Here is a 15910-nt window from a genome sequence, read left to right as displayed (position 1 = left end):
TTGGCATGTCCATTGAATGAGAACAAAGTTGATCGGGCGTACTTTCCCAGAAGACAGACCGTTTCTAGCGGAAGTTATTGGCGAAAGTTTTTTTGGCGAGATCAAGACGGTAAACTTCTGAACTTCATACTCCTTATTCAACAAAAAACCTGCCCCGACTCCGGTCGGGACAGGTTCTATTATTGTTCGTTAGGCTCCGGTTGGCATAGCCACCCAGTGGCCTTCCGATACTTCCACAAGCTCCGAATGCTCGAGATTATACTTGTCCTCTCCGGTGCGTTCTTCCAGCAGTACCCGTTTCTTCTTGGATTCGATCTTCGGATCGGGTACCGGAATCGCCGCGAGTAAGGACTTCGTATAATCATGCTGCGGATTGGAGTACAGCTCTTCACTTTCAGCCAGCTCTACGATTTTGCCCATATACATAACAGCAACGCGGTCGCTGATATGCTTCACCATCGACAGGTCATGCGCAATAAACAGATAGGTCAAGCCCAGACGATGCTGCAGTTCCTCCAGCAGCTTCACGATCTGCGATTGAATCGACACGTCGAGCGCGGAGAGCGGCTCATCGCACACGATGAATTTCGGCTCCACTGCAAGCGCCCGGGCAATCCCGATCCGCTGGCGTTGACCGCCGGAGAACTCATGCGGATAACGCGTGGCATAGGCCGGATCCAATCCTACCATATCCAGCAGCTCCTCGACCCGTTTCTTCCGCTCCTGTTTACTGCCAGTCAATTTGTGAACATCCAGCGCTTCGCCGATAATGTCCACCACCTTCAATCTCGGGTTGAGCGAAGCATACGGATCCTGGAAAATCATCTGCATATGGCGCCGCATGGCCTTCATTTCCGAAGGAGAAAGACGATTCACAGACATTCCCTGATACAGCACTTCTCCGCCTGTTGGCTGGTGAAGGCGAAGGATGGCTCGTCCCGTCGTCGATTTTCCGCTGCCGGATTCCCCGACGACTCCAAGTGTTTCCCCAGCCTGAATATGAAAGCTGATATCATTCACCGCTTTAAGCACATTTCCTTTACCCATATCAAAATACTGCTTCAAGGATTTAACCTCTAACAGAGGTCCCTTGTAATCCGTGCTTGGCACGATGATCGGAGCCGGCTTAACTTTCTTCTTCTCATCCAGACGCGGAAGCGCGTTTAACAGCTTTAAGGTATAAGGATGCTGAGGATTCTCGAAGATTTCCTCCGTCGTGCCCGTCTCCACGATCATGCCGTCCTTCATCACCGCCACGCGGTCGCACATGCCCGCAACAACGCCGAGATCATGCGTGATCAATATAATGGAAGAACCGAAGCGCTCCTGCATATTTTTCATCAGATTAAGGATCTGGGCCTGAATCGTTACGTCAAGCGCCGTTGTAGGTTCATCCGCAATCAGCAGCGCAGGTCTGCACGCCAGCGCGATGGCGATCATGACCCGCTGCCGCATGCCGCCCGAGAACTCGTGCGGATATTGATTATAGCGCGCTTCGCTGTTCGGTATGCCGACCAGCTTCAGCATCTCAAGCGCCTGCTTCTTCGCTTCCTGCTTGGACAGCTTCTGGTGTTTAACCAGGCTCTCCGATATTTGTTCCCCGATTCGGATAGTCGGATTAAGCGAGGTCATCGGGTCCTGAAAAATCATCCCGATATCGCGTCCGCGGATGCTCTCCATCTCTTTCTCGGTTTTCTCCGCCAGGTTCTGGCCAAGGAACAGGATCTCCCCATCCTTCATATAAGAGGGCGGGGACGGCAGCAGCCGCATGATCGAGCGTGCGGTGACGCTTTTGCCGCTCCCGGATTCCCCAACGATCCCGAGCGTTTCCCCTTTCTTCACTTCAAAGCTGACCCCACGCACCGCGTGAAATTCTGAATCACGGGATTGAAAGGCTACACTCAAATTTTTAACCTGCAATATCGGTTCCAACTCTGCTCACCTGCCATTATGCGTTTATGTCATTAAAGGAATATCATCTACAACTCTTATAATCTATTGACTTTTAAAATAGGCTAAAATAAAATATACTATATCACTCGGAATAATGCAATTTGAAACAAGGAGGAAAGGCAGCTTATGGGGGGGACAGAAGCAGCAAGACCAAACAGACTCATAGGTTTGATAAGCAGCACATACAGTAAGATCCTTCTGAATCCTTCTTATAGATACTTACTATTATTATTGGGAGCGCCCGTGAATCTCGTGGTCTTCCTATTTTATTTGGTTCAGAGAAAGAAGGATGACTACACAGCGGCGGAGAACCGCATACGCAGCGAGATGCTGGCTGCCGGATATCTGGAGGCCCTTCGCTCCGAGATTATGGAGCAGCAGAAACGCAAACACGACTTTTTCAAGCAAAAAGTCAATGAGGGTCAGCTCCGGCAGGAAGTCGACAAGATCGTAGAAGCAAGATTCCATGAAGTCCTTAAGGAACGGACTGCCAAGGAACTGAAGCTGAACAACCGGAAACGGTTGACCATGGCGGATACGTTTGGTTCTCTCATCGAGAATCCGTTGTTCTTCATTATATCACTTATTCCAGGCTTGCTGATGTACATCCTTATTTTTTTGTACAGCAATCCTTACCTGAAATATATTATGGAGAGACTCGTGATGACGGTCTTCGTTATCTTTGGGGTAGCCGTGCTCGTCTTTACGATTCTCCACTTGTCGCCGTTCAACCCTGCAGCCAACATCCTGGGCGAGACGGCAACGCCGGAACAGATCGCGGCTTTTAACAAAATGCACGGTCTAGACCAAGGGTACCTGGCGCAGCTGTGGAACAATATTAAAGGAATCGCCTATTTCGATCTTGGCAAATCCTTCTCTGGCAACGAAGAGATCACCTCAAGCATCGCCAGAAAGTTCCCGATCACACTGACGCTCACGGTCATTTCCCTGATCATTGCGATTGCGATCGCATTGCCAATCGGGATTATCTCGGCTACGAGACCGAATTCATTCTTTGACTATACCTTTATGTTCGTGGCTCTGCTCGGGCTGTCCATTCCGAACTTCTGGCAGGGACTGATCTTCATCCTGAATTTCTCGATCAAGCTGCATTGGCTGCCCGCCACCTTTAATCCGGAGAACTGGTTGTCCATGATCATGCCGGTGATTGTGCTCGGCACAGGACTTACTGCTTCGGTAGCGAGAATGACGCGCTCCTCTACTCTGGAGGTTATTAATGAAGATTACATGATCACAGCCAGAGCGAAGGGGCTCAGCAAGGGCACCATCCTGATGAAGCATGCTGTCCGCAACGCCATCATTCCGATCATTACCGTCATTGGACTTCAGTTCGGCGGGATGCTTGGCGGCTCTGCCGTTACAGAGAAGGTGTTCAACATCAGCGGTATCGGCAGCTACATCGTCGATAAACAATTCATCCCTGACATCCCGGCCATTATGGGCGGCGTGGTATACACCGCCATTACCATATCGCTGGTGAACGTCATCATTGATATCTTGTACGCGTTCTTCGATCCACGGATCAGGTCCAAGATGAAACAATACTAAAGCAGGTGTACTCATGATCAAGAAGCTTCTTTCTAAACAAGAAACCAAACACCAGCTGAAATCCTCACACGAGTACAGTCAAGCCAGCTTCACATGGGTTATTTCTTTGACCTTAACGGTGATCCTGCTTCTGAACAGCTTTGATTTCACTGGGGGAACCATCAAACCGTGGGTGTTCACCGCCTTTGCGGTATATGCATTGTTTACCATCATTCAGATCATCATCACGCTGTTGATCCGAAGAGACCTTCAAAGCCAGGGAGAAATCCGGCGCTCGACGAGGATCCTGGGATACATTCAGCTGCTGAGCATCGTCACAGGAAATCTGTTTACCGTCACGTTCGGTTTCAATCTGATTAAAAAACAGAAGCCTCCTGAATATACGATTGCCGTCTACATGCTGTTAACCCAGCTCTTTGTTATCGCGGTATCGGCACTGAATCTGTTCAAGCCTTACGTCTCGAATACATTCCTGCCGGCGATGGCCGCGCTTCTGATTATTGCAGTCATTCAACTGGTCGCGCTTATACTCGTTGCCCGATATGTAACAACGAATTATGCACATCCCAAAATGGCCTGGCTTGCCTTTCCGGTCATTCTGACTGCAGTGACGGGTAATATTTTTGCCCTGGTGCTCGGCATCAACCTGCTAGCGAAGATACGCAAGAACGGCAATCCGGCGATGACTCGCTGGGGCGACGTGTGGGTGAAGCTTACCGCTAACTCCACGGCCATGTCCGGACTGTTCTTTGTGATCTTCCTGTTCTGTCTGTCAGTAAGCAGTCTGTTTACTTTCGATTACAGCATCGCAATTGATAACAACTACAGTGCCATCCTGCAGCCGCCAAGCCTTGTGTACCCCTTCGGTACGGACAACTTCGGCCGGGATTTGTTCTCCCGAATTGTGTTCGGGGCGCGAATCTCGCTGATCGTCGGATTTGCCTCTACAGCGATCCCGGTTGTCATCGGCGGTGTTCTCGGTGCCATCTCCGGCTACTATGGCCGCCATACCGATAACATCATCATGCGTTTGCTGGATGTGCTGTACGCCATTCCGGGTATCTTACTCGCCATTGCGATCATTGCTGCATTCGGAGCCAACACCATCAACCTCATCCTGGCACTCAGCGTAGGGGCTATCCCGACATATGCGAGAACCATGAGGGCGAATGTGCTCCTGGCCTCTACCTTTGAATACGTTGATGCGGCCAGAGCTTTCGGCTCGAGCAATTTTTCGATTATATTCAAGCATATTGTTCCAAACTCGCTTGCACCCATGATTGTCAAATCTACGCTAACCATTGGTGCAGCCGTCATCTCGACGAGCAGCTTGAGTTATCTGGGTCTCGGCGTTGAGCCGCACATCCCGGAATGGGGTAATATCCTTAAGATCGGAAGCACGTATCTTGAGACACATTCCTACTTGGCCATTTATCCGGGTCTCGCGATCATCGCGCTTGTCCTGTCCTTCAACTTCCTTGGCGACGGACTGCGGGATGCCCTAGATCCTAAGCTGGATTAATGAGCTTCAGTGCCCATGGCACACTAACTAATGGTTTCAAAAGTATTTTATATATATACAACTCAGGAGGGTATCACAAATGAAAAAGAGTTCCTTGCTGTTACTGTTCCTCTCGCTAGTCATTGTACTGGCTGGATGCAACGTAACAACCAAAGATGATGCACAGCAAAATCAGCAAGAACCATCGGATACAGCTACAGATACATCCGCTGTAAATATTGAACTGCTTGGCATGAGCTCTAACGAATCCGATGTCAACATCATTCGCGACCAGCTCACAAAGAACGGCTTCAACGTGAAGCTGAATCTGCAGCCGGATTACGGCAGCTACAAGGCACAGCAAGATGCCGGAAATTACGACATCGCGCTGTCCAGCTGGACAACCGTTACGGGTAACCCTGACTACGCTGTACGTTCCTTGTTCAAAACGGGCGGCGACTACAGCATCATGTCCGACGAAGAAGTGGACAAACTGATCGACCAAGCGGCAACACAAACGCCTGAGGACGCTGCCGAAACCTACAAACAGCTTGAACAGCGTCTCGTTACGGACAAAGCTTACATCGCGCCATTGTACATTTCCCTGAAGAGCCAAGCGTTCAACAAGGATGTGCTGGACGAAAACTCCGTCCGTCTCTCGAAATCCCGTTCCCTTCCTTGGGAAGCTGTTGATTTCAAAGACCAATCCAAGCGTGCTACGCAGCCGCTGATTCTGTCCCAATCGATCTCTGAACTGACTTCTCTTGATCCAATCAAGGGTAACGATGGTTCCATCAATATCATCAACACCAACATGAACGTACGTCTGATCAACCTGACCGATGATGACAAGATCACATCCGAAGGATCGCTGTCTTATAACCATGCCATTGGCGAAGGCAACTCGGAGTACTACTTCATTCTTAGAGACGATATTGACTTTGCTAAAATCACAAATAAAAAGGCTGAAGATTCCGGCGAGCGCGTAGGCGCTGACGATGTCATCTTCTCCATGAACAGAGCCAAAGACAAAAATTCGGTACCTGATCATCGCACCTACACGCTTCACGAGCATATCAACACGGTTGAAGCTGTAACCGATCTGAGCGCACTGGAGAACACTAAAGTGTCCGGTGGCAGCGAAAGCATCAAGGATGCACTGGAAGCTGGTTTGGATACCAAGATCACTTCCCTCGTCGACGACAAGAATCAAGCAAGCACGAAAGATGGTAAATACCAAGTCATTAAATTGACGACCACCGAGCCGTTCCCGCAAGTGTTGAACTACCTGGCTCACCAATCGGCCGGTATCGTATCGAAGAAACAAGTGGAATCCATCAACACATATGATGTTGAGAAATTCGATGTGAACAAAGACATCCCTTACGGCGACCAAAACACGGTAACCGAAGGCGACAAATACAACAACACGCTGTATGCCAGCGGTCCTTACATTCTGTCTTCCAAAAATGACTATGAAGCGACCTTCTACAAAAACCCTGGCTACATGAAGGGCACCGAGCACGAACCGAAAATCGAGCAAGTGAAAGTTCGCTTTATCAAAGATGCGGACAGCACGCTCTCCGCACTGCGCAGCGGCGAAATTCACCTGTACTACGGTGTGCCTGAAACGAAATACGATGTGGTTAAAGGCGACAGTAAGCTGAAGCTGCAAACCATCGAAAGCAACGCTGTATCCTACTTGCTGTTCAACACGAAAAACCGTGATGTGGCAACAAGCGATGATCTGAGAAGAGCGGTGCTCTACTCCATCAACCAGGATGAAATCCTGACTTACTACAACAACAACAAAATTAAAGCTTACTCCACCGTCAGCCCAATCGTTAAAACCGGCAACGAGCTGGTTGCCGATCCGGCGAAGGTGAAGGAATACTTGAGCGCATATAAAGCGAGCAAGTAAAAAAAAGAGGACGACATTAGCGAAAAGCTGATGTCGTCTTTTTTGATGCGAGCTTTATATGCGCCACCTTAAAATTATGGCTCCCATAGCATTGCTATGTCCGCAGGTAGACCCTTTGCATCGCTCCGGCTGTTTTTTTTCATCGCTCCGCATGCGGATGATTCTTCCGATCTCTGTTGCCCCCAGATTTCTATGAATGAATAGTCTAATGTAGAAATCCGGGGGCAAAGGAGACCGCTTCGCTTCTCCAGAATCATTCCGCCTTCTCCGCTGGAGCACTACCTTAAGTAGTCCGTTGTTAGCTCATGCTTCGATACATCTCACATTAGCCATAAAAAGGGACGAATGATAGCCGCAACGCAGCTATGTCGTCCTCTTTTAGAAGGGGGAAGGGAGGAGGAAGCCGCCCCCTGTAATTAACATATACAGGGGTGGCTGAACAGACGAAGATTGAAGTCTTGGATTATATACGCTTGATATCATCTACAAGCTCGGGCAAGCCCTCGCGGAAGTAGTGATCGTCACCCTCGTATACCCGGGTGACAGCTTGGGGGAGTTGCTTCACGTAGTGCTGAGCGTGGGCGAAAGGCACCACGGGATCTTGGCGGCTGTGGTACAGGTACAGACTGGATATGCGAGGCAGCATGGTGGCGAAAGAATCAGGCAATCTAAAATCTTCACTCTGCCAATCATCGTCTTTGCCCCAGTAGGGGGCTGCGATCAAGAACAGTCCCGAGATGGTTAGCTGGCAGTCTTCTTCCGAAAGATATTTCAGTAGCACGGAGCCGCCTAAGGAATGACCTACGAGCAGCACCTCTCCATTCAATGCATTGATTTCATTGGTGATTTGCGCTTTCCACAGAGCGTAATCCGGATCCGGCATGGCCGGGGATGAGACATGATAAACTTCCCCGAGCTGTTCTTTTAGATCTGCGATTAAGTCACAGCTGCCTTGGTGTATACCTTGAGGGCCGGCACTATGGATGAACAAAACTTGTTTTTTCATGTTTAGTCTCCTTCCCGATCTTTGCTTAAGGGTATGGACATATCTCAACAGAATGTCTACCAATCTAGGGTAACCGATAGTAGAGTGCTGGACTTCTTTTCATTTGCTGACATTTAGCCGGAATCGGATACCCTTTACATGCCCTCATCACATGGAGATGAAGATACCCCTAGGTTACTGTTGCTTATAATCAAACCATCGAAGATTGGTTTCTCTATCAGCCGCACAGTTCCTCGCTCACAGCGCGGAATTATTTGAAAAAGCAGTCAAAGTCAAAGAATATCCTGCATTTTCTTGTTTTCATTTTTACAAAAACAAAAACTGCCCTCTGGTCATGTTCAGACCAGTAGGGCAGCTCTTCCCTTGTTAACAATAAAATAATATTACGGTCTCTCCACAAGCAGCGCTTCCCATTGCAAGCCTTCTCCGGTGATTTCGATCCGCAGGTCGGAGATGCTCTTCAGTGCCTCTTCGCGTCGTGTCTCAAGGGTAATCACGGTTTCCTTGTAAAGCTCGCCTATCTTCTTCTGCGTGCCGCTTGCCATTTTCTCAATTTCGGATTTTCTTGCGGCGTTGCTCTTGGATATCGCGGTTGTTTGCTCTTTAAACAGCTTGCTGTATTGGCTCTTGGCTGTTGCCTTGCTGATTTTTCCGTGCTTGTACTTCCACATCGGACTGTTCAAATACGACGTGCTTGACCCGTTCCTTAGCTTCCACATCGGGCTATTCAAATAAGTCTCACTGACCGTTTTGTTAAATTTCCACGCGGAGCTGTTCAAATAACCCGGATTGATCGTCTTCTTATAGGTCCACATCAAGCTGTTCAAATAATCCTCGTTCATTTCTTTGCTCAGCTTCCAGAGCGTGCTATTCAAATAATGCCGGTTTGCAGCATTCGCATACTTCCACATCGGACTGTTCAAATAACTCGGATTGATAAACCGTTCATATTGTGTCAGCTTATCCTTTAAGTCGCGGTTTCCTTCATACTTCAGCTTCAGTTGATCCAAATCAGCTTGAAGCTTCTCATCCCACAGCTTTTGATCCTCCAGCACTTTTTTCTCCAGCTGATCCAGGGAAGCATGACTTTCATCATAAAATTGCTGATATTTCTTATCTGCTTGCTTCTGATAAGTGTTATATGCATTTACGGTCTTCTTGTTATACGATTGATACTCGCTCCATACTTGATTCATCCATTTCTGACCCGCTGCGTGAACCGTTGTTTGCGGAATCAGGACCGAGACTGCAAGCAAAAGGCTGCATAGGGTCAATAAGGATTTCCGCACCAATCTCATTGAATTTCGCCTCTCTTCTATAGATAGTAAACAAGGGATATTTTACCTAATGACTTGGTATCTTCCAATAGGAATTACGAACCCCTAACTTTTAAACTATAGCCTTCTTATTCCGTGCTCGAATATTTCACAGTACAGTATACTCCATTTCCTAGCTCCTTCGCGAAAAACATGTCTTTCTTTCATTATTCCATATTTCAAAGTGGAGGATTTATGCACTTCCTTAGTCCTGTAGTCGCTAAGTATCGCTTAAGTTAGTTAGCTAGTTATAACAGCCCATCTTTGGCAAGAACCACTTCCAGACGCTTGACCGCTCGAAAAACAGACTTATACAATGTATTTTGTAGTATTTCAGCAAATTATAGATGGAGGATTGCAGATGTTGAAGTTCAGGACACTATGTGCGCCTATACTCCTGGTTGTCTCTTTATTCGTTGGGGCTGGCAGCGCTTCCGCCGGGGTTACGTTTCGGGATATCGATAACCACTGGGCAAAAACGACCATCGAATGGGGCGTCGACAAAGGGATTGTCAACGGCTATGCCAACGGAATGTTCATGCCCAATCAGAATGTGACCGAGGCCGAATTCATCCGCATGCTGGTTGTCGGCATCACAGGCAAAGACCTGCAGGAGAACTATTTGACCGAACTATGGTCGGATAAATATTATCATTTTCTGCACTTCAAGAACTATCCTGTACACGGATTCACTGACAAAACCAAGCGGAGCCAATACATAACGCGGGGCCATGTGGCCGAGCTGATATCCAGCGCCGATGGCGTGAACTACGATGGAAATCAAGCGGTTCAATATGTTCTGGGCAAAAAGTACGCGCAGGGCCGGATTAAGGGCGAAAATACGATTGAAGGGTATGTAGGCAGCGGCACCATCACGCGCGCCGAAGTGCTTCAGCTGATCAAAAACCTGACCGATCGTGGAATGTCGAACCTGTACGATCGTCCTACCGTGCCAAGTGCGGAGGCCATGCTTCCGAAGCTGCCAACGCCTTGGGATGTGTACCGGGATGAGATGTATCTCGTGATTCGTCAGAAGGTATTCTCGAACTACAGCGGATACCGCATCTATGACGACGGGTTGAACAAAATTGTCATGACCAGCACGAAGCAAACCGGCGAAACGGATTATGCCGTGTCCGTTCAATTCGAGCCGCAGATTATGCAGTTCAGCGGAATCGCGCTATCCAATGCCACCGATAAAACGCAGCGCAGCATGCTGATCGAGCTCCTCCAACTGTATGGATTCCAAGTCGATTCCTCCTTCCTCGCGAAGATAGACTCCGCCGAGAAAAACAAGAAGGTGATCGAGTTGAAGGTAAGCGGCAAGACACTCGTTATCGATCCGCTAGTGGCAAGCCCCGCCGGGCATATCCACATCTACTATAAGTGGTGGGATGGAACGCGGGCGTAATTTAGGAAACTGGATTTGCTATAAGCGAAAAAGGGCCCTGACGGCAAATCGTCAGTGCCCTTTTTATTAGGTATAGAATCTACTTCTACGCTTCAACTTCGGTTGAGATATTCCAATTTACGCCATATTTGTCCTCAACGATCCCGTAGGCCGGGCTCCAGAAGGTTTCCTGCAGCGGCATAACCACCTTCCCGCCCTCCCGCAGTGCTTCATATACCTGCTTTGCACGCTCGGCTGCATCGGTCATGATGCAGATCTGGACCTGATTGCTGGATTGGACCGGTTGCCCGGGAAACGTATCGGATAACATCAAAACCGTCTCTCCGACGATAAGATTTGCGTGGGATACCCGATCCCGCGCGCTCTCCGGCAGCGGAAAGTCCGGGTTAGCCGGCATCTCGCCGAAAGTCTGAACCATGACGACTTTGGCGTCCAAAGCCTTCTCATAGAATTGAATAGCTTCCTTAGCGTTCCCATCCATAAAGAGATACGGATTCATTCGAAGTGTCATGTGATCGTTAACCACCTTTTTTTCATATTATCAAAGATAACTCCTATTATCTCCCACTGTGGCCACTTTAGCAAAATATGACGGAAATTCAAGGCTGGAAAAATACCTGCCTTATTTCCATCCATACAGAAGTGTGAAGTCGGCGGTTATCTCCATCTCTCCACCTGACATCCGTTCAATAACCTCAGACGAAACGCTCCAGGATAGCGGCGTCATATGAATCAATTGCTTCATCTGCTCGGAATCCAGAACGACGCGATACCGAATTTCTTCGAACTCGATCCGTTCAAAGTGACGGCTGAACAGCTCCATGGTGCCGTCATTGGAATACGTCTCTTTACCTGTACCTGTATAGAACAAAGCTCGAAGCTCCTGCAAATACAGGCTCCCCGGAATTACCTTCACCAACATTCCGTCACTCGTAAGCAGTCGCCTGAACTCCGAATAATTGGAAGGAGACAGAATATTCAAAATGTAATTAAACTGTTCGTCTGCAAACGGGCACTGAGACAGGTCAGCCACGCACCACATAGGATCCGAATATGTCTTGGCAGCCAATACAACTCCCTCTTTGGCAATATCCATGCCCACACCAATAACGTTAGGCTCATGCCCCTGCTCCTGTAGGTTATGTCCAATTGCCGAGAGATGGGAGCCTTCCCCGCATCCTGCATCGAGCAGTCTCAGAGGCCTGCCAGATTCCGACAGTTTCTGTTTCTGCATCCGGATCAGACGATTCGAAATTCCTTCAATCATCGGGCCAAAGAACCCGCTGCTGTTAATCATTTTTCGTGCCTCAAACAAGGCCTTATCATATTTAGTTTTGGCTCTATGGGATAGCAGGTTGACGTACCCCTGTCTGGATATATCATAGCTATGGAGCTTCTCGCACACCAAGCTTGCCAGCTGTTGAACCTTCATAGAACTGCCGCAAATCGGGCATTTAAACATCTTCTCATGCATCGATAGCCATTGTGCTTTTTTTAATAACCTTTCATTTCTGGACACAGTAAAATCACCCTTTCATTCGATCATACGCAATGAAAAAGGCACAGAAAAATAAACTCAAGCCGCACTCACAAAAAAAAGGGCCGAGCCTACTTGAATCTGTACCTCACATTATCGTAAGCGAATGAAATGGATCATGAGAACGAACACACTCCTAGTATCAATCAATTCGGGCAAGAGAACTGCCCAATTCCAATTGTAACACGCTGAGAAGTGTTGTAAACCTAATGTGCAGCTTAGCAAAATATATCAAGAAAAAGGCAGCCCTTTGCGGTATGATGTTTACCCGAGGATGAATATACTTTCATTTCCCAAATTGACTAATATTAAAATCAAAATGACATATATATATTGCAAAAAGACGTAAATACTATTACAATCCATGTATCAAGAAATCTCAGGAACGATTGTTAACCAAAATGGAAGGAATGATGTGTGTGAATTGGTTCAAGAAGAGCACGGTTGAGGATGAGCGTATCGTCAATCTGAAGAACAAGTTATATAAAGAGGTGTATACCTTGATCATGATCATTTGCAGCATTTCCGTCATTATTAAATCTTTTGCGCTGCCCCGAACGGAATCCGTATGGCTGGAAATGCTGATCATGCTGGGAGGAAGCATATATTTCGGCATCCGCAGCGTGGCGATGGGAATTTATTCGGATGAAGTGGAGGTCCATAACCAGCGAAGCAAAGTTTCATTCAGTAAGCGTACAGCGATATGGGGACTCATTATCGGTGTCGCACTTGCTCTTTATTTCGGTATCCGCAGCGCGATTCTGTTTGGCAATGACAGCAGTGCGACCGAGATAAATACTTCTTTATCGTTTTCTTCGTCTCACTGATCATCTATATCCCGCTCTTTGTAGGAGTGAATTTGGTGATCCACTATGGTGCCAACAAGGTAAGCCAGAAAATGTCGCAGAACGATCCGTTCGACTCGTAGAAAGGGTATCAGGTGATTTTCGCATGAAAAATATCAAACTAAAGATGGCCCGGGTTGAGAAGGATCTATCGCAAGAAGAACTGGCCCAGATTGTTGGCGTCTCCAGGCAGACCATCGGTCTGATCGAGCTTGGAAAATACAATCCGTCCCTCAGTCTGTGCGTTGCCATATGCAAGGCGCTCTCTCGTACTCTGAATGATCTGTTCTGGGAAGAGGACTAAGGCTGTGCAGCTGTGCAGTTCTCCAGCAAAATCACGGTAACTATGTCTATGTTAAGGAGGTGATGCTGCGTTCCCCAAGGTAATCATGACAATATCTTTTTTTGCTATACGTCCATTCAATTAGAGAATCATACAACTAATCATCTTATAAGGAGTGATCCTGCATGCCGCTACATAACGCTAGAAAAGCATTTATCGTGTTTCTGCTCACTGCTTCCCTTGTGGGGACATCCCTAATCCCTGCCGGAAAAATTTACGCTTCCACCCCGGAACCCATCCAAGGTCAGGTTACAGAAGTGAAAACGGCCCGAACCTCTGACGAAAAGATTGCCGAGTGGGAGGACTGGGCTAAAGACCACGTATACCGATTGGATACGATTCAGCCCGCCGACACAGCGGACGGTCCAAACCAATATAAGGATCTGGCCATGCTAAAACCATTACTGCAAGATAAACGTTTTGTGTTCCTCGGCGAGAGCTCCCACGGCGTTGCCGAGTTCAATCTGGCCAAGACCCGTTTAATCCAGTTCCTGCATCAGGAAATGGGCTATAACGTGATTGCCTTCGAAAGCGGACTCAGCAATACTTCTTTGGCATATGGTAAAACAGGACAACAGAGCCCCGAGTCGACCATGAAGGATTCCATCTTCGGTGTCTGGTGGTCCAAGGAAGTTTTGCCGTTGTTCGACTACATGAAAACAGCACAAAAGAGCAAGCAGCCGCTCGTGCTGACCGGTTTTGACATGCAGCTGCAGCACCCACTGTTGGATGGGCAATGGCTGCAGGATCAGGCCATGGCTAAGCGCCTTGCGGAAGCTGAGAAGAAATTGTCAGACTACTCTCTTGGTACGGATCTTGCCGCTTATCGCAAAGAGAAAAGTCAGCTGATCCAAATATACAAGGATGCTATAAAATCCTTAAAGATGGAGACAAACGAGGCTCATTTGAAGCAGCTATATCCGGATAACCCCAAGCTGTCCTTGCTGCTTGAAAGAAGTTTGAACGACCGGATTCGGGTAGCCCGGGAGTATGTGGAGCTCTCCATTAAATCAACCCTCGGCATGGAAAGCGGGGATTATGCACCGTTCCTGGAATCGATGGAATGGCGGGATCAGGCGATGCACGATAATCTCATGTGGCTGGCTACCGAAGTCTATCCAACGGAGAAATTCATCGTCTGGGGACATAACGACCACATCCGTAAGGCTCAAACCGAGGTCATGGGTACGCCATATCCGGTTACTCTAATGGGAGAAAAACTCTCGGACGAAATGAAAAAATACAGTTACGTACTCGGCTTGTATCCAGCCAGCGGACAAACCGCAGATAATATGGGCAATGTGCATGACGTTCTGCCGGCAGAACCAGGCTCCATTGAATCGATCCTGTCGGCCGCGGGTGCGCCGTATACCTTCGTTGATTTGCGATACCAGAAGCGTGAGGCGGGTAACTCCTGGATGTTCGAGCCGCGTTTTGCCTACAGCTGGGGCATGATCCCCGAAAGTCTGATTGCCCGTGATCAATACGATGGTATTCTGCTTATTGATGACGTAAACCCGCCGCAATATATGAGATCCTCCGCTTCATCCAAGGCTTCTGTACCTGCTGAAGAATAAATAAGTGCTATCATTCTTCTTTGTTATATAAAAAACTTGAATAGGTTAACATGCCAAGCATCCTCTTAGGGTCTGCTTCAAGAGTCGTAAAAGCTGTGAACTCTTGCAAAGGACGAGTACGGGGATGCTTGTTTTTTTTCTTAAGCTCTGTTCTTGCATGATTATTTTATCGAGATGTTCCCCGAGGAGGTTTTGAGCTTCACCTCATGCTTGCCATGACCGGATCGCCCTTCCGTCTTCCGATTGCTCTCCTTCCTGTCCTGGAGCAGAACGGCAATGGACCGATGTCCGCTTCCGGATTGCAGCATCCATGTCACATCAGGCGTTTCTTCATCCAGCTGGATGTTCACGTTTCCACTTGTCGCCGATACCTCCACATCGTTATTCAAACGGGTGAACGCAAGTGAGATATTCCCGCTTTTTCCCTTCACCTCGAGGCTATGATTTTGCAACCCTGTTCCCGTTACTTTGCCGGAAGAACCGTCAATTACGACCTTCCCGGCATAATCCGCAGGAATTCTCACGCTAAGCTGCGGCATCCTGCCGATATTCAACATCCGCGTGATGTCGTTATCTAAACGAATCTTTACCCGATTGCCATCCTGATCAACAACAGCCCCAGCGGACTTGGTGTTTCTGAGCAGCGAAACTTCCAATGCTTCCACATTCGCTGTCTCGACGAACAAGGTCGTGCTGCCATGGTCAATCTCCAGCACTTCAACCTCCTCAAGCGTTACGCGTTGAAGAGCCTCCTCTTCATCCGTGGAATTGCATGCACTGAGCAATAACACGCATAGGACACATAGAATTGCAGCTGCGTATCGTTTCATATCTTTCTGACACCCCTTTTCAACTTTGAAACCATTGTACAAGATGACGTTGCGTCACTTTCAAGTGATTTTTCAATTCTGGTAAAAGACAGGAAAAAGAC

General features: G+C 48.1%; 12 protein-coding genes and 1 pseudogene. 7 read left to right on the top strand and 6 right to left on the bottom strand.

Annotated features, from left to right (window positions below; all coding sequences use genetic code 11):
- Window positions 1–189: 189 nt before the first annotated feature.
- Window positions 190–1932, bottom strand: coding sequence for a dipeptide ABC transporter ATP-binding protein (locus ACOZB4_RS27825; protein WP_379412734.1), 1743 nt, complete (start codon window positions 1930–1932; stop codon window positions 190–192).
- A 147-nt stretch (window positions 1933–2079) separates the two neighbouring features.
- On the opposite strand from ACOZB4_RS27825, the gene ACOZB4_RS27820 reads away from it, so the two are divergent.
- The 3 genes from ACOZB4_RS27820 to ACOZB4_RS27810 all read left to right on the top strand — a co-directional run bounded on the left by ACOZB4_RS27820 (window position 2080) and on the right by ACOZB4_RS27810 (window position 6944).
- Window positions 2080–3522 (top strand): ABC transporter permease, encoded by a 1443-nt coding sequence (locus ACOZB4_RS27820; RefSeq protein WP_339271065.1) that lies wholly within the window; start codon window positions 2080–2082, stop codon window positions 3520–3522.
- 13 nt (window positions 3523–3535) lie between these two features.
- Window positions 3536–5044 (top strand): ABC transporter permease, encoded by a 1509-nt coding sequence (locus ACOZB4_RS27815; protein ID WP_339271063.1) that lies wholly within the window; start codon window positions 3536–3538, stop codon window positions 5042–5044.
- Window positions 5045–5123: 79 nt separating this feature from the next.
- Entirely contained in the window at window positions 5124–6944 is a 1821-nt protein-coding gene (locus ACOZB4_RS27810) for an ABC transporter substrate-binding protein (RefSeq protein ID WP_076322874.1), read from the top strand.
- A gap of 463 nt (window positions 6945–7407) precedes the next feature.
- Here the strand turns inward: ACOZB4_RS27810 and ACOZB4_RS27805 are convergent, their stop codons facing one another.
- Window positions 7408–7950 (bottom strand): alpha/beta hydrolase, encoded by a 543-nt coding sequence (locus ACOZB4_RS27805; RefSeq protein WP_379412728.1) that lies wholly within the window; start codon window positions 7948–7950, stop codon window positions 7408–7410.
- Between the two features lie 383 nt (window positions 7951–8333).
- Window positions 8334–9248 (bottom strand): hypothetical protein, encoded by a 915-nt coding sequence (locus tag ACOZB4_RS27800; RefSeq protein ID WP_379412724.1) that lies wholly within the window; start codon window positions 9246–9248, stop codon window positions 8334–8336.
- Between the two features lie 379 nt (window positions 9249–9627).
- On the opposite strand from ACOZB4_RS27800, the gene ACOZB4_RS27795 reads away from it, so the two are divergent.
- Window positions 9628–10677, top strand: a complete 1050-nt coding sequence (locus ACOZB4_RS27795; protein ID WP_379412722.1) for an S-layer homology domain-containing protein — start codon at window positions 9628–9630, stop codon at window positions 10675–10677.
- An 85-nt stretch (window positions 10678–10762) separates the two neighbouring features.
- On the opposite strand, the gene ACOZB4_RS27790 is transcribed toward ACOZB4_RS27795, so the two are convergent.
- Both ACOZB4_RS27790 and ACOZB4_RS27785 read right to left on the bottom strand, forming a co-directional pair.
- A complete protein-coding gene (locus ACOZB4_RS27790) occupies window positions 10763–11188 on the bottom strand; it encodes a VOC family protein (RefSeq protein WP_076322870.1) in 426 nt (141 codons plus the stop codon).
- Window positions 11189–11299: 111 nt separating this feature from the next.
- Window positions 11300–12139 (bottom strand): putative RNA methyltransferase, encoded by an 840-nt coding sequence (locus ACOZB4_RS27785; protein WP_379412955.1) that lies wholly within the window; start codon window positions 12137–12139, stop codon window positions 11300–11302.
- 476 nt (window positions 12140–12615) lie between these two features.
- Here ACOZB4_RS27785 and ACOZB4_RS27780 point away from each other — a divergent pair.
- From ACOZB4_RS27780 to ACOZB4_RS27770, 3 genes and pseudogenes are all read left to right on the top strand, one after another.
- Window positions 12616–13142: pseudogene (locus ACOZB4_RS27780) on the top strand (DUF6773 family protein).
- Between the two features lie 23 nt (window positions 13143–13165).
- The gene (locus ACOZB4_RS27775) at window positions 13166–13363 is read left to right on the top strand and encodes a helix-turn-helix transcriptional regulator (protein WP_009594955.1); all 198 of its coding nucleotides are present in this window, start codon (window positions 13166–13168) and stop codon (window positions 13361–13363) included.
- Window positions 13364–13527: 164 nt separating this feature from the next.
- Window positions 13528–14979, top strand: coding sequence for an erythromycin esterase family protein (locus tag ACOZB4_RS27770; RefSeq protein ID WP_379412717.1), 1452 nt, complete (start codon window positions 13528–13530; stop codon window positions 14977–14979).
- A 161-nt stretch (window positions 14980–15140) separates the two neighbouring features.
- On the opposite strand, the gene ACOZB4_RS27765 is transcribed toward ACOZB4_RS27770, so the two are convergent.
- Window positions 15141–15809 carry a DUF4097 family beta strand repeat-containing protein gene (locus ACOZB4_RS27765; protein WP_076322868.1) on the bottom strand — a complete coding sequence of 223 codons (669 nt, stop codon included), beginning with the start codon at window positions 15807–15809 and terminating at the stop codon, window positions 15141–15143.
- Between the last annotated feature and the right edge of the window lie 101 nt (window positions 15810–15910).

Origin of the sequence: Paenibacillus sp. NPDC058898 (assembly GCF_049316025.1) — a bacterium.
GTDB lineage: Bacteria > Bacillota > Bacilli > Paenibacillales > Paenibacillaceae > Paenibacillus_AQ.
This window is presented reverse-complemented; position numbering and strand designations above follow the sequence as displayed.